At 52.8% G+C, this 19,499-nt stretch carries 17 protein-coding genes and 2 pseudogenes; 7 read left to right on the plus strand and 12 right to left on the minus strand.

Going from position 1 to position 19,499, the window contains the following annotated elements:
- Positions 1-44: 44 nt before the first annotated feature.
- The 5 genes from artJ (HC231_RS09060) to artP all read right to left on the minus strand — a co-directional run bounded on the left by artJ (HC231_RS09060) (position 45) and on the right by artP (position 3,728).
- Positions 45-776 (minus strand): arginine ABC transporter substrate-binding protein, encoded by a 732-nt coding sequence (artJ, locus tag HC231_RS09060; protein ID WP_208230675.1) that lies wholly within the window; start codon positions 774-776, stop codon positions 45-47.
- Between the two features lie 75 nt (positions 777-851).
- Positions 852-1,520 (minus strand): arginine ABC transporter permease ArtM, encoded by a 669-nt coding sequence (artM, locus tag HC231_RS09065; protein ID WP_208230676.1) that lies wholly within the window; start codon positions 1,518-1,520, stop codon positions 852-854.
- Complete coding sequence (gene artQ / locus HC231_RS09070; RefSeq protein ID WP_208230677.1) at positions 1,520-2,236, minus strand: arginine ABC transporter permease ArtQ; 717 nt, start codon at positions 2,234-2,236, stop codon at positions 1,520-1,522. The genes artM and artQ overlap by 1 nt, the downstream gene beginning before the upstream one ends.
- Positions 2,237-2,247: 11 nt before the next feature.
- Positions 2,248-2,979 carry an arginine ABC transporter substrate-binding protein gene (artJ, locus tag HC231_RS09075; RefSeq protein WP_208230678.1) on the minus strand — a complete coding sequence of 244 codons (732 nt, stop codon included), beginning with the start codon at positions 2,977-2,979 and terminating at the stop codon, positions 2,248-2,250.
- 20 nt (positions 2,980-2,999) lie between these two features.
- Positions 3,000-3,728, minus strand: a complete 729-nt coding sequence (artP, locus tag HC231_RS09080) for an arginine ABC transporter ATP-binding protein ArtP (protein WP_281397418.1) — start codon at positions 3,726-3,728, stop codon at positions 3,000-3,002.
- Positions 3,729-4,103: 375 nt separating this feature from the next.
- Here artP and HC231_RS09085 point away from each other — a divergent pair, with 375 nt between their 5' ends.
- The gene (locus HC231_RS09085) at positions 4,104-4,427 is read left to right on the plus strand and encodes a heavy metal-binding domain-containing protein (RefSeq protein ID WP_208231274.1); all 324 of its coding nucleotides are present in this window, start codon (positions 4,104-4,106) and stop codon (positions 4,425-4,427) included.
- A gap of 47 nt (positions 4,428-4,474) precedes the next feature.
- A complete protein-coding gene (locus HC231_RS09090) occupies positions 4,475-5,308 on the plus strand; it encodes an N-acetylmuramoyl-L-alanine amidase (protein ID WP_208230681.1) in 834 nt (277 codons plus the stop codon).
- 49 nt (positions 5,309-5,357) lie between these two features.
- On the opposite strand, the gene HC231_RS09095 is transcribed toward HC231_RS09090, so the two are convergent.
- On the minus strand, positions 5,358-6,257 hold the full coding sequence (locus HC231_RS09095) for a LysO family transporter (protein WP_208231275.1): 900 nt from the start codon (positions 6,255-6,257) through the stop codon (positions 5,358-5,360).
- Positions 6,258-6,430: 173 nt separating this feature from the next.
- Here HC231_RS09095 and HC231_RS09100 point away from each other — a divergent pair, with 173 nt between their 5' ends.
- Positions 6,431-8,095, plus strand: a complete 1,665-nt coding sequence (locus HC231_RS09100; protein WP_208230682.1) for an ATP-dependent endonuclease — start codon at positions 6,431-6,433, stop codon at positions 8,093-8,095.
- Between the two features lie 295 nt (positions 8,096-8,390).
- Here HC231_RS09100 and cspD read toward each other — a convergent pair whose 3' ends face one another.
- On the minus strand, positions 8,391-8,615 hold the full coding sequence (gene cspD, locus HC231_RS09105; protein ID WP_208230684.1) for a cold shock-like protein CspD: 225 nt from the start codon (positions 8,613-8,615) through the stop codon (positions 8,391-8,393).
- A 344-nt stretch (positions 8,616-8,959) separates the two neighbouring features.
- Here cspD and clpS point away from each other — a divergent pair, with 344 nt between their 5' ends.
- Together clpS and clpA are read left to right on the plus strand one after the other, a co-directional pair.
- Positions 8,960-9,280, plus strand: coding sequence for an ATP-dependent Clp protease adapter ClpS (gene clpS / locus HC231_RS09110; protein WP_048639229.1), 321 nt, complete (start codon positions 8,960-8,962; stop codon positions 9,278-9,280).
- Between the two features lie 29 nt (positions 9,281-9,309).
- On the plus strand, positions 9,310-11,586 hold the full coding sequence (gene clpA, locus HC231_RS09115; protein ID WP_208230685.1) for an ATP-dependent Clp protease ATP-binding subunit ClpA: 2,277 nt from the start codon (positions 9,310-9,312) through the stop codon (positions 11,584-11,586).
- Between the two features lie 198 nt (positions 11,587-11,784).
- Here clpA and infA read toward each other — a convergent pair whose 3' ends face one another.
- From infA to trxB, 5 genes and pseudogenes are all read right to left on the minus strand, one after another.
- Complete coding sequence (infA, locus tag HC231_RS09120) at positions 11,785-12,003, minus strand: translation initiation factor IF-1 (RefSeq protein ID WP_002211347.1); 219 nt, start codon at positions 12,001-12,003, stop codon at positions 11,785-11,787.
- Positions 12,004-12,116: 113 nt separating this feature from the next.
- Positions 12,117-12,824, minus strand: a complete 708-nt coding sequence (gene aat / locus HC231_RS09125; protein ID WP_208230687.1) for a leucyl/phenylalanyl-tRNA--protein transferase — start codon at positions 12,822-12,824, stop codon at positions 12,117-12,119.
- A gap of 99 nt (positions 12,825-12,923) precedes the next feature.
- Positions 12,924-14,663, minus strand: a complete 1,740-nt coding sequence (gene cydC / locus HC231_RS09130) for a heme ABC transporter ATP-binding protein/permease CydC (RefSeq protein ID WP_208230689.1) — start codon at positions 14,661-14,663, stop codon at positions 12,924-12,926.
- A gap of 2 nt (positions 14,664-14,665) precedes the next feature.
- On the minus strand, positions 14,666-16,432 hold the full coding sequence (gene cydD / locus HC231_RS09135) for a heme ABC transporter permease/ATP-binding protein CydD (protein WP_208230690.1): 1,767 nt from the start codon (positions 16,430-16,432) through the stop codon (positions 14,666-14,668).
- 221 nt (positions 16,433-16,653) lie between these two features.
- Positions 16,654-17,615 (minus strand): annotated as a pseudogene (trxB, locus tag HC231_RS09140) (thioredoxin-disulfide reductase).
- A 530-nt stretch (positions 17,616-18,145) separates the two neighbouring features.
- On the opposite strand from trxB, the gene lrp reads away from it, so the two are divergent.
- Positions 18,146-18,640 carry a leucine-responsive transcriptional regulator Lrp gene (gene lrp / locus HC231_RS09145; RefSeq protein WP_005967536.1) on the plus strand — a complete coding sequence of 165 codons (495 nt, stop codon included), beginning with the start codon at positions 18,146-18,148 and terminating at the stop codon, positions 18,638-18,640.
- A 204-nt stretch (positions 18,641-18,844) separates the two neighbouring features.
- A pseudogene (locus tag HC231_RS24365) lies at positions 18,845-19,270 on the plus strand (DNA translocase FtsK 4TM domain-containing protein); the annotation flags it as partial.
- Positions 19,271-19,499 lie beyond the last annotated feature (229 nt).

Below are 19,499 nucleotides of genomic sequence, written 5' to 3' on the forward strand. Positions count from 1 at the left end.
ACGCTACGCGGCGTTTGCGGCCGCGTAGCGAAGAGAAAGCGGGCTTATTGAGGGAACCACTTATCGTTAATCGATTGGTACGTGCCGTCGGCTTTGATGGCGTCCAACGCCTTATTCAGTTTTTCCAGCAGGGCTTTGTCGTTCGGACGAACAGCAATGCCTAATCCGGTGCCGAAATATTCTGGATCCGTAATGTGTTCACCCACGGTCGCCAACGTCGGGTTGGTTTTAATCCACTCGTTCACCACGGCAGTATCGCCGAAAACGCCATCAATCCGGCCGTTTTTCAGGTCCAGAACCGCGTTTTGATAGCTGTCGTATGCCACAGTCTGAACTTCCGGATGCTTATCGTTCATGTATTTTTGATGAGTGGTGCCGTTTTCCATGCCAATGCGTTTGCCCTTCATAGCGGCAAAATCACTGAATTTTCCTTTCTGAGCGATAACCACCGCCGAGTTGGCATAGTAAGGCTGAGTGAACGCCACTTGTTTGCTGCGTTCCGGCGTAATGTCCATACCGGAGATCACCGCGTCATAGCGGCGGAATTTTAACGCCGGGATCAGGCTGTCAAACGCCTGATTCGTGAACGTGCAGGTGGCCTGCATCTGTTTACACAACGCTTTCGCCAGATCCATATCGAAACCGACGATTTCGTTATTGGCATCCAGGGATTCGAACGGCGGGTAGGTCGCTGACGATGCGAAGCGAATGGTGTCTGCCGCCGCGGCGCCGAATGTCATCCCCGCCAGTAATGTGGCGATCAACAATTTTTTCATCTACATACTCCGGTCTGTTTTTTATTCGTGCCGTGCGAGTTCGGTTTAACGTCGGTGATTTGACATTAAGCGGGCTCAGTTCCGGCGTTCAAACGCCAGCGCGCGCCGCTCAATCAGCCGCATCAGCAAAGTCAGCAATCCATTGACGCAAAGATAGATAATTCCCGCCGCGCCGAAAACCATCACGTCGTACGTGCGGCCATACATCAACTGGCTGTACCCCATGACTTCCATCAGGGTGATGGTATAAGCCAGCGAGGTGCTTTTGAAAACCAGTACGACTTCATTTGAATAGGATGAGAGCGCGCGTTTAAGCGCAAACGGCAGCAGGATATACAGCGTTTGCTTGCGCGACATGCCCAGCGCCGCGCAGGATTGCCACTGTCCGTCGGGGATGGCTCTTATCGCCCCATAGAATAGCTGCGTGGTGTAGGCGGCGCTATTGAGAGCCAGTGCGATCATGGCGCAAAGCCATGGCTGAGACAGCAAATGCCATAACCACGGAATTTGCTGGATGGAACTGAACTGGCCGGGACCATAGTAGATCAGGAAGATCTGCACCAACAGCGGGGTTCCGGTAAATAGCGTGATGTAGCCTTTCGCCAGGGAAGATATCAGCGGAACTTTCAGCGTCAGAACTATCGTCAGCAGCAGCGACAGCGCCAGCGCGACGATAATCGCCGCCGCGGTGAGCGTCAGACTGGTATGCAGGCCTTTGAGTAGCTCAGGTAAATAAGCGAGCATCAGGAAGGCCTCCGTTCAAAACGCGTGGTTCTCAGCTCAATGCGTTTGAGCACGTACTGACTCAGCAGCGTGATGACTAAATAGATAGCCGCGGCAATCACATACCAGGTAAAAGGCTCCTGGGTTCGCGTGGCGATGCTTTTCGTTTGCAGCATCAGGTCATTTACGCTGATCAGAGAAACCAATGCGGTATCTTTCAGCAGTACCAGCCATTGATTACCCAATCCGGGCAGGGCGTGACGCCACATTTGCGGCATAATCAGGCGGATGAAAATAGCCGATTTGGTTAATCCCAGTGCCTGGCCGGATTCCCATTGCCCTTGCGGCACGGCTTTCAGCGCGCCGCGCAGCGTTTGAGAAGCATAGGCGGCATACAGCAGCGCCAGCGCGATGACGCCGCACAAAAAAGGGCTGACTTCGAACGTCTCGATATTTAATTTTACCGGGATCGCCACCAGATACAGATTCAAGGTGAAGCCATCCGCCAGCATCAGCAGTAGCTGAGAAGAGCCGAAATAGATAAACAGCACCACCAGAATTTCCGGCAGGCCGCGCAATATCGTCACCAGCGCTGTCCCACACCAGCCGACTACTTTCCACCGGGATGTTTCCCAGACGGCGAATAGCATGGCGAGTATCAGCCCAAGCACCAGCGCAGAAATAGCAAGGCCGACGGTCATCCCGGCGGCGCTTGCGATAGGGTGAAATTCAATCATTGAGCGTCAGATTACTGCTGAAACCATTTTTGGTAGATGGTCTGATAAGTCCCATCCTGTTTGATTTTGCCGAGTGCGTCGTTGAATTTTTTCAACAATTCATCGTTATTCTGGCGAACCGCGATCCCCAGGCCGACGCCGAAATAGTCTTTGTCAGTCACGTTTTGACCAACGGAAGTCAGGCCGTCGTTCTGTTTCAGCCACTCATTGACCACGGCGGTATCGCCGAATACCGCGTCCAGACGGCCATTTTTCAGGTCCAGAACCGCATTTTGATAGCTATCGTAAGGCACGGTGGTAATGTCGCTGTGCTTATCCATCAGATATTTCTGGTGGGTGGTGCCGTTTTGTACGCCAACCCGTTTTCCTTTCAGTGCGGCGACATCGGCGACTTTACCTTTCTGGGCAATGAATAGCGCGGAGTTGTCGTAGTATGGCTGGGTAAACGCCACCTGCTGCTGCCGTTCCGGCGTGATATCCATCCCGGCGATAACGGCGTCAAAGCGGCGGAATTTCAGGCCGGGGATCAGGCTGTCGAACGCCTGATTGCTGAATGTGCAGGTAGCCTGCATTTCTTTGCACAGCGCGTTAGCCAAATCGATGTCAAAGCCCTGGATATTATTGCCGGCATCGACGAATTCGAACGGAGGGTAAGAGGCTTCGGTAGCGAAACGGATATTGTCTGCGGCACTGGCAGAAATGCTGACGCCAGCGAATAAAGCTGCAACGATCAATTTTTTCATCGTGATCTTCCTGATATTAATCAATGTGATAAATAGCTGGCAAACTCTTTGGTCTGGGGTTGGGCAAAATGACTGGCGTCCCCTTGCTCCACGATATGTCCATTTTCCATATACACCACTCTGCTGGCCGTTTTCCGGGCAAACTCAACCTCATGGGTCACAATCACCTGAGTAATGCCGGTTTGCGTCAACTCCTGGATGATGCCCACCACCTGAGCGGTAATTTCAGGGTCCAGCGCCGCGGTCGGTTCATCGAACAGCAACACCTGGGGTTCCATCATTAACGCACGGGCAATGGCGACGCGCTGTTGCTGACCGCCGGAAAGGTGAAGAGGATAACGATCGGCGAAATCATTCAGACGCAAGCGGGTCAGCAGCTTCCCGGCGCGTTCTCGGGCCTGACTTTTCCCCAGACCGAGTACGCGGCAGGGCGCTTCAATCAGGTTTTGCGTAACCGTCAGATGGGGCCAGAGATTATATTGCTGAAAAACCATCCCCACATTTTGCCGTAATTCACGAATAGCGTTGTCGGCGGGGGCATGGTTGAAATTAAATTGATTGCCGGCGATGGCCAGGGTGCCGGAGCGCGGCATTTCCAATAGATTCAGGACGCGTAACAGAGAACTCTTCCCGGCACCGCTGGGCCCAAGCAAAACCAGCGTTTCGCCCGCAGGACAGTTGAGTGAAATATCGAACAACGCCTGATGTGCGCCATAAAAACAGTTAATGCCGTTTAGTTGAATACTCATGCGTAAGAATTGAATAGCCATTGATGCCGCGAATGTTAACGTCGGCAGAATACTTATGCAATCATAGTAGGGTAAAATTTGCCGATAAGCGATTTTTTGTTTAAAAAATAGCACAAAATACTGGGTTGTCGGCAGATGGGCAGGTAGGCTTGATGATGATGGAAATTATTCTGATATATAATTTTCTTATGCAATAGGCGACGGCGCAATTCAACTGGTTATCGAGCGCCGTCGATTTTGCTGTCTCATGGTTTAACATCATTATGTTATGACGCGGATTATTTCTATTTTGCTACCGCCGGTTTTGATACGGCGCTTGCCGTCTGAGAGCGCGGTGATATAGGGTGTTACGTATTCAACAGTAAGGAATTTATGATGCATTTATCCACCACGCCGGGCTTGGAAGGTTTTACCATCACGGAATATTGCGGTGTCGTGACCGGAGAAGCGATCCTCGGAGCCAATATTTTCCGCGATTTTTTTGCCGGTATCCGCGACATTGTGGGCGGCCGCTCCGGGGCTTATGAAAAAGAGTTGCGTAAGGCAAGAAAGATTGCGTTTAAAGAGCTACAGGAACAGGCGGAGGAGTTGGGCGCCAATGCCGTTGTCGGGATCGATATTGATTACGAAACCGTAGGCAAGGACAGCAGTATGCTGATGGTGTCAATCAGCGGGACCGCCGTGAAAGTCAGCCGTTAATCATTGATCAATCACTTCAAACAGGAATTGGCGGCAATGGGAATAGCATGACCAGATTCATCATTATCCTGATGTCGCTCTTGTTGACCGGCTGCCGCTCGGCCTCTTTGCTGGAAGATGGCGGTAGCTATTACGTTGATTCGGCGCATCGGGCGCAGGCTCAGGAGTCGCGGATTCGTTTCCTGGTGATCCACTACACGGCGGAAGATTTTTCTACCTCGCTCAGCACGCTGACGGACGAACACGTCAGCGCCCATTATCTCATTGCTGAATATCCGCCGCTTGAGTGGGATAAGCCGGTGGTATGGCGACTGGTGCCCGAATCGCAGGCGGCGTGGCACGCCGGGGCCAGCAGTTGGCGCGGATTTACGCGTCTTAATAACTCATCGATTGGCATCGAACTTGAGAACCCCGGCTATCGGCGTACGCTGCTTGGCGTAAAATGGGTGCCGTTTCCCCCATCTCAGATAGCGGTATTGACCGATCTTGCCCGAAATATCGTTGAGCGTTATCAAATCGCCCCGCAAAACGTGGTGGCTCACAGCGATATTGCCCCGCAACGTAAGCAGGATCCCGGCCCGTTGTTCCCCTGGGAACGGTTGGCTCAGGCTGGCGTCGGCGCCTGGCCGGATGCGTCGCGAGTGGCGTTCTACCTAGGCGCGCGCGATCCGGCTCAGCCGGTTAATATGGCGCGTCTGCTGGATAAACTGGCGCGTTATGGCTATGCGGCTCCCCCAAATCTGACCGAACGCCAGAAGCGACGGGTCATCTCCGCGTTCCAGATGCATTTCCGGCCCCTGGATTACCGGGGAAATGCGGATGCGCAGACGGAAGCTATTGCGGACGCGCTGCTTGAGAAATACGGCGCATCCGGCGCTTAACTCAGGGTAATAAAAATACGCTTTACCGCTAGAGGAAGCGCAGCCAGTGTTATGAAGAAAATAGCGCCATCAGGATCGGGGCCGCAAGGCTCAGCAGGAAGCCATGCACAATCGCCGCCGGCACCATATCCACGCCCGCGCTGCGCTGTAGCACCGGTAGGGTGAAATCCATCGATGTGGCGCCGCACAGCCCTAACGCGCAGGAGCGGTTACGCTGAATCAGCACGGGGATCAGCATAATAGCCAGCAGTTCGCGGAGCAGATCGTTAAAAAAGGCCGCGCTGCCGATGACCGGTCCAAAGGCGTCGGTCAACAGGATGCCGGACAGCGAGTACCAGCCATAGCCGGAAGCCATCGCCAGTCCGGTTTTCAATGGTAAATCAAGCGTCCAGGCTGCGAGCAGTCCGCCAACCAGCGCGCTGCCGGCGACGACCAGCGCGATCGTCATCCCGCGGCGATTCAGGACAATCTGGCGCAGCGTCATGCCGCTGTTGCGTAACTGTACGCCCACCAGAAATAGCAGCAGTATCAGCGCGTATTCGCTGCCTTGACTGGCATAAATCAGGCCGGACCACTGGGTTAATCCCAGTAAAAAACCGCCGAATACCACGCCGCATAGCTTGAGCGAATCCAGGAGCATTCGCAGCCGGGAGGGGAGAGCCTCCTGTTCATAGGCGCCACGCCAGGCATGACGTTTTTCCAATAACCATAGCGCTGCGATATTCACCGTGATAATGCAGATGGCGCAGATGATGGTATAGCGAAATATCAGCAACAGATTACTGCCGAGATTATCCAGAAACGCCAGACTGATCCCCATTAAAAACAGAATGATATAGACCATCCAGCTCAGTACGTGATTAATTGACCGTAATATTTTAGGCGAGCGAAGCGGCACCAGATAGCCAAAGATGAGCGGCAGTAAAATGATTAATAATCCCGAGTACATCACAGAATTGTCGTCCTTAGCGATAAAAGCCGGCGGCGGGGGGAGAAAATGACATAATCTATTAAATTTAAAAAAATTATCACGTTGCGCAAAGTATCGCTTGGCGGCATAACTTATGCAACCGGCTGTTTTGTTATTATGTCCATATCAGCGGGACGAAAAAGGAGACGCGGATGTATCTGGAAAACGTCGAGGTTGTGGGATTCCGGGGAATTAATCGTCTGTCACTGATGCTGGATGATAACACCGTGCTGATCGGCGAAAACGCCTGGGGCAAGTCAAGCCTGCTCGATGTCCTATCTTTACTGTTATCGCCGACATTGCCGCTCTATCATTTTGACTTACAGGATTTTCATTTTACGCCGGGCGATGAAACCAGCCGCGAGCGCCATCTGCAAGTGATCTTCACGTTTTGTGAAACGGCTCCCGGCCACCATTTTGCGCCGCGCTATCGCTCGCTTGAGCGCGTATGGGTGGAGGGAACGGCGTCGTTGCACCGGATTTTTTACCGGTTGGAGGGGGAAGTCGATGAGAGCCAGGCGGTGTTTACCTGGAGAAGTTTTCTTGATGCCCAGGGGCATCCCATCCCTTTAAAAAATATCGACGAACTTGCGCGTGAAGTCATTCGTCTGCATCCGGTGCTGCGGCTGCGGGATGCCCGATTTATGCGGCATTTACGCTCAGGCGCGTTGGATGCCACCGTTGAAAACAGCAATGAGCAACTGGCGCGCCAGTTTGAAAAGTTGATGTTCGAGCTGGCTCAAAACCCGCAAAAGCTGAGCGATAAAGATCTACGGCAAGGATTGGCGGCGATGCGCCAATTGCTTGAGCACTATTTTTCAGAGCAGAACGCCGTTCTGCGTGAACGGCGCAATCATAAGAACTCCCGGTCCCACAATGGCAAGTCTTGGCGCGCCTTGGACAATATCAACCGTTTGATTGCCGGCCCGAACAGCCGTAGCCGGCGCATTATCCTATTGGGGCTGTTTTCTACGCTTCTGCAGGCTAAAGGTTCGGTGGCGCTGGATCCTCATGCGCGTCCATTGCTGTTGATCGAAGATCCGGAAACGAGGCTGCATCCCATTATGCTGTCTGTGGCATGGGGACTTCTGACGCAACTGCCGTTGCAGAAAATCACCACCACTAATTCTGGCGAGCTGTTATCGCTGGTGCCGATGGAGCAGGTTTGCCGCCTGGTTCGCGAATCATCACGCGTTGCGACCTATCGCATCGGACGGCAAGGGATGAATGCGGAAGACAGCCGGCGTATTGCTTTCCATATCCGCTTCAATCGTCCTTCGGCGTTGTTTGCCCGCTGTTGGCTGCTGGTGGAAGGGGAAACGGAAGTCTGGATGCTGAGTGAATTGGCGCGTCAGTGTGGGCACCATTTTGAGGCCGAGGGCGTCAAGGTTATTGAGTTCGCCCAGTCAGGGCTGCGGCCGCTGCTGAAATTCGCTCAACGGATGGGAATTGAGTGGCATGTGCTGGTCGATGGCGACGACGCAGGAAAAAAATACGCGGCAATGGCGCAGAGTCTGTTAGCGCCGCAGGGAGAAAGGGAACGGGATCACCTGACGGTTTTACCGGCTCTGGATATGGAACATTACATGTATCGCGCGGGGTTCGGGCATGTTTATCACCGGGTGGCGCAGTTGCCTGAGAAGGTGCCGCTATCTATGCATAAAATCATCGTTAAAGCGATACACCGCTCGTCGAAACCAGATTTGGCCATTGAAGTGGCGATGGAAGCCGCGGCAATGGGGAGCGAATCTATTCCACCGTTAATCCGCGGTATGTTTTCCCGGGTTTTATGGCTGGCCCGCGGGCGCGCCGATTAGCCGCATTCCCTGCGCCAGCGCCGAGTTTTATCATTCCATGCGTAATATATGCCCTTAGCCATGCGGTTCGGTTTGTTCGTATGTACTAAGATCTTCAGAGGGAGAACGCATTTGGCGGCGGCGCGGTGAACGATAATTTTGTGTCGACGCTTGATTTATTTTTCAGCGCCCCCAAATTGTTATACAAAGGTTATCAGAGCCGGAAAAATAAAATGCCGGTCGGTAAGACCAGCATTTTTCCGTATTACCAATGTAGGGGGTAAGAGGTTTTGGAGCAAAGAACGGGCAGTACGTGTCAGGCAACGGTTTCTTCGCTGACCAACGGCACGATCAGACTTGCATGATTCCCCTTTGGTCCTTGGTGAACATCAAATCTGACAACCTGTCCAGCCTTAAGCGTTCGGTATCCGTCCATTTGAATCGTTGAGTAGTGAACGAAGATATCTTCACCGCCCCCTTCAGGACAGATGAAACCAAAACCTTTGGCGTTATTGAACCATTTAACAGTACCTGTCTCCATGCTGACATCCTTCGCAAGAGTATTTTTATATAAGTAAGGTGAGGTTATTTGGTTAAGATGAATATGAATTGGTTAAAACCTCATCAATTCAACATTACACTTTAGTGAATTCGATCCCGGCGTCAAGCGATCCACATTCATGGTTTGGGCCAGTTTGTCAAAATTTGATATAGGTAACGCTATTGGCGGCTTTCGTTCAGCGTTGCGTAGTAAATACGAGGGATAAGGAACGGTGAGTCCCGCTTTCGGGCAATGATTTCGGCCGTCGGATGGAAAAATAAAAAGCAGACGTGGTACTGTTAATACCATTCAGTACGATCATATTCAGATGACGTGGATAGACAATGGGAAACAACAATACGTGGACACAATCAGAGAACCTGACTGCAGATCAACACAAAGAGAAACTGCAACCACCATCAATGTATAAAGTGTTGTTGAACAACGATGATTACACGCCGATGGAATTTGTTATTGACGTTCTGCAAAAGTTCTTTTCTTATGATATTGAACGTGCAACGCAACTGATGTTGACAGTTCATTATCAGGGAAAGGCGATCTGTGGTGTATTCAGCGCTGAAGTGGCTGAGACCAAAGTTGTACAAGTAAATCGTTATGCCAGAGAAAATGAGCACCCGTTGCTCTGCACGCTGGAAAAAGCCTGAAGTCAGGCAATTTATTGGGGGAGGTGCCTATGCTCAATCAAGAACTGGAACTCAGTCTCAACATGGCTTTCGCCAGAGCGCGTGAGCACCGACACGAGTTTATGACCGTGGAGCATCTGTTGTTGGCTCTGCTCAGTAATCCGGCCGCCCGCGAAGCGTTGGAAGCCTGCACGGTGGATTTAGCCGCGCTGCGCCAAGAGCTGGAAACGTTTATTGAACAGACCACGCCAACGTTGCCGCAGGGTGATGACGAGCGGGAGACTCAGCCGACGCTCAGTTTCCAGCGGGTGTTGCAGCGTGCGGTTTTCCATGTTCAATCATCAGGACGCAGTGAAGTTTCAGGCGCGAATGTCCTGGTTGCCATTTTCAGCGAGCAGGAATCTCAGGCAGCGTATTTGCTACGCAAACATGATGTGAGTCGTCTGGACGTGGTGAATTTTATTTCGCACGGAACGCGTAAAGAAGAGTCCGGGCAAGCGCCAAACCCGGAAAACCCAGTCAATGAAGAGCAGACCGGAGGGGAAGATCGTATGGAAAACTTCACCACCAATCTGAATCAACTTGCACGCGTTGGCGGTATTGACCCACTTATTGGCCGGGATAAAGAACTGGAACGAACCATTCAGGTGCTGTGTCGTCGCCGTAAGAACAACCCGCTGCTGGTTGGGGAATCAGGTGTCGGTAAAACGGCGATCGCCGAAGGCCTCGCCTGGCGTATCGTGCAGGGCGACGTGCCGGAGGTGATGGCGGATTGTACGCTGTATTCGCTGGATATCGGCTCTTTGCTGGCCGGCACAAAATACCGGGGCGATTTTGAAAAACGCTTCAAGGCGCTGCTGAAGCAACTTGAACAGGATCAGAACAGTATTCTGTTTATTGATGAAATTCACACTATCATCGGCGCGGGCGCGGCTTCCGGCGGTCAGGTCGATGCGGCTAACCTGATCAAACCGTTGTTATCCAGCGGCAAGATCCGCGTTATCGGCTCAACGACATATCAGGAATTCAGCAATATCTTTGAAAAGGATCGGGCGTTGGCGCGCCGTTTCCAGAAAATCGATATCACTGAACCCAGCGTGGAAGAAACGGTACAGATCCTTAACGGGCTGAAACCGAAATATGAAGCGCACCATGATGTCCGCTATACGGCGAAAGCGGTGCGCGCCGCGGTTGAACTGGCCGTAAAATATATCAACGATCGTCATTTGCCGGATAAAGCGATTGACGTTATTGATGAAGCGGGCGCGCGTAGCCGTCTGGTGCCGATCAGCAAGCGTAAGAAGACGGTTAACGTGGCGGATATCGAATCCGTGGTGGCGCGTATCGCCCGTATTCCTGAAAAAACGGTTTCAGCCAGCGATCGTGATGTGCTGAAAAACCTGAGCGACCGTCTGAAAATGCTGGTGTTCGGTCAGGACAAGGCGATTGAAGCGCTGTCTGAATCAATCAAGATGAGCCGGGCAGGGTTAGGGCAGGAGCGCAAACCCGTTGGGTCTTTCCTGTTCGCCGGGCCGACAGGCGTCGGCAAAACGGAAGTTACGCTGCAATTGGCTAAAGCGTTGGATATCGAGCTTCTGCGTTTCGATATGTCCGAGTATATGGAGCGTCACACCGTCAGCCGGTTGATCGGCGCGCCTCCGGGCTATGTCGGTTACGATCAGGGCGGCCTGCTGACGGATGCGGTGATCAAACATCCGCACTCGGTGCTGCTGCTTGATGAAATCGAAAAAGCGCATCCCGATGTCTTTAATCTGTTGTTGCAGGTTATGGACAACGGTACGTTGACGGACAACAACGGCCGTAAAGCCGATTTCCGCAACGTGATCGTGGTGATGACGACCAACGCCGGCGTAAGGGAAACCCAGCGCAACTCCATCGGGATTATCCAGCAGGATAACAGCACTGATGCGATGGAAGAGATCAAGAAGGTGTTTACGCCGGAATTCCGTAACCGTCTTGACGGCATCATCTGGTTCAACCACCTGTCAACGGAAGTTATTCAGCAGGTAGTGGATAAATTTATCGTTGAACTACAGGCTCAGTTGGATGCGAAGGGCGTATCGCTGGAAGTCAGCGATGAAGCGCGCGACTGGCTGGCCGAGAAGGGATACGACAAAGCGATGGGCGCGCGGCCGATGGCGAGAGTCATGCAGGAAAACCTGAAAAAACCGTTAGCGAATGAGCTGCTGTTTGGTTCATTGGTAGACGGAGGCTCCGTCAAGGTCGAGCTGGATAAAGAGACTCAGCAACTGACCTATGGTTTCCAGAGCGCGCAGAAGCGTAAAGCGGAAGGCGCCGTCCACTAATCGTGGTTAAAACCGTTAATGATGATAAAAAAGGGTGATGCTTAGGCATCACCCTTTTTCTTAGCTGCCGTTGAATCCGTTGTTTTTAAATATTCTTCCGATAACCGTAAACGCAAAAGCCCTTGCCGGTAACGGAAAGGGCAGCAGAGGTGAAACATCCTCGGAAATCGCCGTGTCTGTCAGCGATGGGCGAGCCGCTTAACGGCTACGGAAGACAATGCGGCCTTTGCTCAGGTCGTACGGGGTCAGCTCTACAGTGACTTTGTCACCCGTCAGGATGCGGATATAGTTTTTACGCATTTTACCGGAGATATGAGCGGTAACCACGTGCCCGTTTTCCAATTCAACGCGGAACATGGTATTGGGCAGCGTATCAAGCACGGTGCCTTGCATTTCAATATTGTCTTCTTTGGCCATCGAATCCTCTAGGTCTAACTACCTTTGTTTTTAACCGGCAAGATAATGCCGAAAAACCCACATTATGTAAAGGCGCGTTCATAAACTGATTATTATTTATAAACGACGGTCGTCTATTCTCGCTGCGGCTGAGCCAAGGTTTGCGGCTGCCAGCAGCTATCAGCTAGCGGGTCATCCCGAAGCTGAAAAAGAAATTGCAAAAAGCGATCGCGGGGAATTTCTCGCACCCCTAATGAAGCAGTATGCGCGTTCAGTACCTGACAATCGATCAAATAGCCGCCATGACGAATGAAATGCTGTTGAAATACCAGCAGCGCATATTTAGATGCATTATCGGTACGGCTAAACATTGATTCGCCGCAAAACAGCTTGCCTTGCGAAACGCCATATAGCCCGCCGACAAGCGTGCCATTCTGCCACACTTCGACGGAATGTGCTTGTCTTGACTGATGAAGTTCACTATAAGCCAGGATAATTTCCGGGGTAATCCAGGTTCCGCCCTCGCGTTCGTCGGCACAAGCGCTAATCACGTCGTTAAATGAATGATTGATTGTGACCTGAAAATCCTGTTTGCGCAGGAACTTTTTCATGCTGCGGCTGATATGAAATTCATCTGGAAACAATACCGCGCGCGGATTGGGCGACCACCATAAAATGGGTTCGCCGGGCGAATACCAGGGGAATATGCCTTGCCGGTAGGCCGCCCTTAGCCGGGCCGGTGAAAGATCGCCGCCTACCGCCAGCAGTCCGTTCGGTTCGTCCAAAGCATGAATTGGGTCAGGAAAGCGCAGCGAGTCGGAAGAGAGCTGATATAGTCGCATAATATCCACTACCAGTCAGTATTATAGCCTGCTTTAGGCTGGTTCATCTGTTTCGCTTCCATACTCGTCATGCCCGCGCCGATAGGCCGTTCGATACGTTTAAACGTGTTGGCGGAATTGCCAGTAGCGACCCTGCGACGCCATCAATGCCTGATGATTTCCCTGCTCAATGATCCGCCCGCCGTCCATAACACAAATGCGGTCCATTGATTCTAACTCATATAGCCGATGAGTAATCACAATCAGCGTTTTTCCTTTACAGTGCCGACGCAATAATCGCAAGACTCGCTGTTCGGTTTCAGCATCCAAGCCTTCGGTCGGCTCATCCAGCAGTACCATCGGGGCGGAATGCAGCAATGCCCGCGCCAGGCCGATACGGCGCTGTTCGCCGCCTGAGAGTTGGCGTCCGCCTTCGCCCAGCCAGGCATTCAGTCCTTCATTTTCCAGTAGTTTGTCCAACCCCACCTGTTGTAACACTGTCACAAGCCGCTCGTCATGAGCGTCAGGCGCGGCCAGCAACAGGTTATCACGCAGCGTGGCGCTAAAAATATGAACACGCTGCGGTACGACGCTCATCATGCCGCGCAGTTCATCTTCACGCCATGCGCTCAGCGGATATCCATTCAACGTTATATCGCCTTGCTTGCAATCCCATGCGCGGGTAAGCAACTGCAACAGCGTTGATTTGCCGCAGCCGGTGCGGCCAAGCAGCGCCAGATGCTCACCGGCGCGGATATTAAGCGAAATATCTTTCAGCACTGCTAGCGGCTGGTCCGGATAAGTAAAACTCACGTTACTTAAATCAAGCGATGCCGCCGAGGATGCCGCCGGCCCCTGTTCGGGGAAGGTCACTTCGGCAGGCTGGCGGATAATCTGATCGACGCGGGCGGCGGATGCGATCACCTGTCCCATATGCTGGAACGCTCCGGCGACAGGAGCCAGCGCTTCAAACGCCGCCAGCGTGGTGAAGACGAACAGGGCAATCAAGGCTCCGGGGCGAGCGTCGCCGCCGATACCCGCCGCCGCCAGCCATAATATTAGGGTGGCCGTCGCCCCGCTGCATAGCAGCATTAGCGCTTGGGACTGACCCGTCAGATTCGCCTGCTGCCGTTGGCGCGTCAGCCAGCGGGTTTCAAGCTGCGCCAACTGCCGCCGTGACGCGGACAGAGCGCCAAAGACGGTTAACTCCGCCTGTCCCTGTAACCAGGTGGTCAGTTGCAGACGGTATTGCGCCCGTAACGCCGTGAGATCCTGCCCGATAGGCCGCCCCGCCCGATAGAATATCACGGGCAGAAGCAGCAACAGCGCCAGCATAATGGCGAACAGGGTTAGCGCCAGAGAAACGTCCAGCCAACTCAAGCCATAGGCCGCGATCAGAATGACCAGCAGCGCGCTGACCAGCGGCGAAATGACACGCAGGTACAAGTGGTCCAGCGTATCGACATCGGCAACCAGCCTGTTCAGCAGTTCCGCCTGGCGAAACCGTGCGATACCGCCGGGCGATAAAGGCAGAATGCGTGAAAAGGTAAACACGCGCAGATGTTGCAATACGCGGAATGTCGCATCATGGCTGACCAGCCTTTCCGCATAGCGGCCGGCGGTACGGGCAATCGCGGCGCCCCTTACGCCGGCGGCGGGCAGCATATAGTTAAACGTATATAATCCGGCGATGCCGGCCAATGCCGCTCCCGCCAGAAACCAGCCGGACAGCGTAAGCAGCCCGATGCTGGCCAGCAGCGTCACAATCGCCAGAATGATGCCCAGACTCAAGCGCCAGATATGGCGGCGATATAGCAGCAAAAAGGGTTTTAGCACCTGCATCGTTTTTATCCTGGGCATAATTACAGATCTCCTTGACGTTGGGCCATCAACGCGGCAAACGCGCCGGGCTGAGTACTGAGCGCCTGATAGCTCCCCTGTTGCACTAACCGGCCGTTATCCATCACCCAAATAACGTCGTAATCGATGGTGTCGTTTAATTGATGGGTGACTAACAGCGTTGTCTGATTACGCGCCGCATCGCTTAATGCTTTCATTATCCGCTGCTCGCTATTGGCATCCAGACTGGCGGCGGGTTCGTCAAGCAGTAACAAATTGCACGGACTGATAAGCGCCCGGGCCACCGCGACGCGCTGCGCCTGGCCGACGGAAAGACGCGCCGCGCCGTCGCCGATGTTCGTATCCAGCCCCTGCGGCAGTTGCGGCAGAAATTCGTGCACGTATGCCCGTTCAATGGCCTGCCGTAGTTCGTCCTCCGTTGCCTGCGGTTTTCCCAGCAGGATATTGGATCGCAGACTTTGTTCCGGCAGATGGGGATTTTGTCCTACCCAGCTTAACTGCCGCCGCCACGATTCCGAAGACAAGGTATTCAACTCAACGCCATTAACGCTCAGAGAGCCGCGATAAGGCAGGAAGCCAAGCAGCACATTCAGTAAAGAACTCTTCCCCGCACCGCTAACGCCAACCACTGCGACGCGTTTGCCGGCGTCTACGGTAAAAGTTAACGGCTGCGTCAGCGGAGTGCCGTCGGGCGCCAGAATGACCAGATCGGCGGCCTGGATTTCAATGGCGCCGTTACTGTTGAACTCACGTTCGCCAAAGCCAACCGTTTCGCCTTCGGCAGCCAGAAAGGACACCAGCGCCTCTGCCGCGCCAACGGCCTGAGCTTTGGCATGATAAAACGTGCCTAAATCGCGCAACGGTTGAAAAAACTCGGGCGCCAGGATCAAGACCAAAAATCCTGCAAACAGCGTTACGCCGACGCCGTAATGCCCGAAATTCAGTTCTCCCAGATAGGAAAAACCAAAGTAAACGGCGACAACGGCAATAGAAATCGAGGCGAAAAATTCCAGCACGCCAGAGGAAAGAAAAGCCATACGCAGGACTTCCATGGTGCGGCTGCGGAAATCTTCGGAGGCTCTGCTGATCTGTTCCGTCTCCGCGCGGCCGCGATTGAACAGCCGCAGGGTTTCTAACCCGCGCAGCCGGTCAAGAAAATGACCGCTCAAACGCGCCAGCGCCAGGAAATTACGGCGGTTGGCGTCGGCGGCGCCCATGCCAACCAGCGCCATAAATAGAGGGATCAGCGGTGCGGTCAACAGTAGGATAAGACCAGCGGCCCAATTGATTGGGAAGATGGCGATCAGAATAAGCAGCGGAATTAAGGCCGCAAGATACATCTGAGGAAGATAGCGGGAGTAGTAGTCCTGCATATCCTCAATCTGCTCCAGAATCATGGTGGCCCAGCTTCCCGCGGGTTTCCCCTGGACCCAGGCCGGGCCTAATTGCTGCAACCGGTCTAATACCAAATTACGGATTTGCTGGCGCACGGCTTTCCCGCACATAAAGCCGACCTGTTCGCGTAGCAAACTATTTAGCGCCCGCAATACAAAGGTTGCGATAAGCAGCAGAAAGGATGAAAGCAGGGCATCGCGCGGCGTGTGCTCAATAATCAAGGCATGTAACAGAGACGCTAATAGCCATGCCTGCGCGACAATCAGTATCCCACTCAAAAAACCAAGTAACAGCGAGAGCCGCAACCAGCGCCGGGCCAGTTTGCTTTGTTGTTTCAGCCAGTGAGTGAGTTCTTGCTGTCGGTTTTTTTTCATCGGGTGCCAGTTCGCTCTCAGAAGAGGATTTGTCGACGGAAAATTACGCTTATATAACCGTAATTTAACAAGCCATGTCCGCCGATGCTCAGAATGCCGTCATGTTACCTCGACAAAAGCGCTCTGCAAACGAAAAGGCTGGGGATGATCAATTTTTGCGTGGGATAGGGGAGGGGATAACCATTCGGGACGGAGGTTCCTTCCCGAATGGTAAGGCGCTGTTATTTGGCGGACGTTAATCCGTCCAGATAGCGTTCGGCGTCAAGGGCGGCCATGCAGCCGGTGCCGGCGGACGTGATCGCCTGACGATAAATATGATCCATCACATCGCCGGCGGCGAAGACGCCGGGAATGCTGGTCTGGGTCGCATTGCCATGAATACCTGATTGCACCTTGATGTAGCCATTTTCCAGTTCGAGCTGACCGCCGAATACCGCGGTATTCGGGCTATGGCCGATGGCGATGAAGACGCCGGCCAGTTCCAACTCTTCGGTGGCGTCTGTACGGGTATCGCGCAAGCGCACGCCGGTTACGCCCATCTCATCACCGAGGACTTCATCAAGCGTACGGTCGGTATGCAGAATGATATTGCCGTTTTTTACTTTATCCATCAGCCGGTCGATCAGAATTTTTTCTGAACGGAAGCTATCACGGCGATGGATCAGATGTACTTCAGCCGCAATGTTGGAAAGATACAACGCTTCTTCAACGGCGGTATTACCCCGCCGACCACGGCGACCTTCTGGTTGCGGTAAAAGAATCCGTCGCAGGTGGCGCAGGCAGACACGCCTTTCCCCTTAAACGCTTCTTCGGAAGGCAGGCCTAAATAGCGTGCGGATGCGCCGGTTGCAATAATCAGCGCATCGCAGCTGTATTCATCGCTATCGCCAAAAAGACGGAACGGCCGAGTTTGCAAATCAACGCGCTGGATGTGGTCGAATACGATTTCGGTATTGAACTTCTCCGCGTGAGTATGCATGCGTTCCATAAGCAGAGGACCGGTTAAATCTTCTGCGTCGCCAGGCCAGTTTTCCACTTCGGTGGTGGTGGTTAACTGGCCGCCTTTTTCCATCCCGGTAATGAGTACCGGATTTAAATTCGCCCGAGCAGCGTAAATCGCGGCAGTGTAGCCAGCCGGGCCTGAACCCAGAATCAATAACTTGTGGTGTTTAACGGTACCCATGCGTTCCTCATTTCACGACAACGGACAATGACGGTGATTGTAAGGAAATTACCTGAGTAAAAAAAGTGTGTGGCGAAGTTGTTAGCTATTTGTTTAATCGTTAACGGCGATGGCATGAATAAATGGCTGATAGATCAGCTATATTCATAAGAAAAATGACTGGAAGAGACCCGGAAACCTGCTCCTCCTTATTAAATTTGGTACTTTCTTCTGATTTTAGTTGTTTTACTTTGACAATCCGCTGCGCTTTTGCGAAAACATCTAAGTAAGAGGAAATTTTTTGTATGTGAATAGTTAAAAGCTCGGCTTTTTATTCGTTGCCTGTCTGGCTGGTCATTGAGCCACGGATAAATCGCTTTTGCCTGGCCTGATATTTTGCTAATAGCGCATAGCGATGACGGATAGCGACGTAAGAGCCAATGGCGTTGACATACGAAATAGGCTGCGGGTCTTCTTTAAGGGTGGCTCTGATACATTGAAGTTGGTCGGAGTGTAGCAGGAGCAGGGAAGAATGAAGAGAGACAATAATAATGGTAGATACTAAAAAACGGCCAGGAAAAGATCTCGATCGTATCGATCGCAATATCCTGAACGAATTGCAAAAAGACGGGCGCATTTCAAACGTTGAACTTTCCAAACGGGTCGGCTTATCGCCGACGCCTTGTCTGGAACGTGTGCGCCGTCTGGAACGGCAGGGTTTTATTAATGGCTATACCGCGTTGCTGAATCCACACTATCTGGACGCATCGTTACTGGTTTTCGTTGAGATAACGCTAAACCGCGGCGCGCCCGACGTGTTTGAACAGTTCAATTCAGCGGTGCAAAAACTTGAAGAAATTCAGGAGTGTCATCTGGTTTCCGGTGATTTTGACTATCTGTTGAAAACCCGCGTGCCGGATATGTCCGCCTATCGTAAGCTGCTGGGCGAGACGCTGCTTCGGCTGCCGGGCGTGAACGACACCCGCACCTATGTGGTGATGGAAGAAGTCAAACAAAGCAATCGTCTGGTCATTAAGACCCGATAATTGCATGGGTGCAAAACCCGATAAATTCAGCTACACTCCTGTGAATTTATACAGTTTCAGCGCCGGGTTTTCCTCGGCGTTTTGTCATAACCTTTTACAGGAACCCTGGAGAGACTCTTGAGCCAGGAATATACAGAAGATAAAGTCATTACCCTGAGGAAACTCAGCGGTACGCGCCGTTTACTTGAAGCGATTTTGATCGTTGTGGCGCTCTTTGCCGTTTATCTCGGCGTCGCGTTACTCAGTTTCAGCCCGTCCGATCCCAGTTGGTCTCAGACCGCATGGCATGAGCCTATCCACAATTTGGGCGGGGTGGCGGGCGCCTGGCTGGCGGATACCCTGTTCTTTATTTTTGGCGTTCTGGCTTATGCTATTCCGCCGATTATGCTGTGTCTGTGCTGGTCGGCATTTCGCCAGCGCGATAATCAAAATACGGTTGACTACTTTACCTTTTCGTTGCGTCTCATTGGCACGCTGGCGTTAATTCTTACTTCATGCGGCTTGGCCGCGCTGAATATTGACGACCTCTACTATTTCGCTTCCGGCGGAGTTTTGGGGAGTTTGTTAAGCAGCGCGATGACGCCTCGATTTAATAGCATGGGCGCCACGCTGATTTTACTGTGCGTCTGGGCTGCGGGGCTGACGCTGTTTACCGGCTGGTCATGGCTGACTATTGCGGAAAAAATAGGCGCGGCGGTATTGGGCTGTCTGACGTTTATGTCCAATCGCTCGCGTAGCGATAACGAACCGGAAGCATTATCGCCGGATGACGCCGATAATCGGGAACATTCGCCTGGAGCGGTTACGGCGGAGGAGCTTGATGACGATGTGTTGCTCTCCGCGCCTTCGGTAACCGGGG

This window comes from Brenneria izadpanahii (assembly GCF_017569925.1).
In the GTDB taxonomy this organism is placed as follows: domain Bacteria; phylum Pseudomonadota; class Gammaproteobacteria; order Enterobacterales; family Enterobacteriaceae; genus Brenneria; species Brenneria izadpanahii.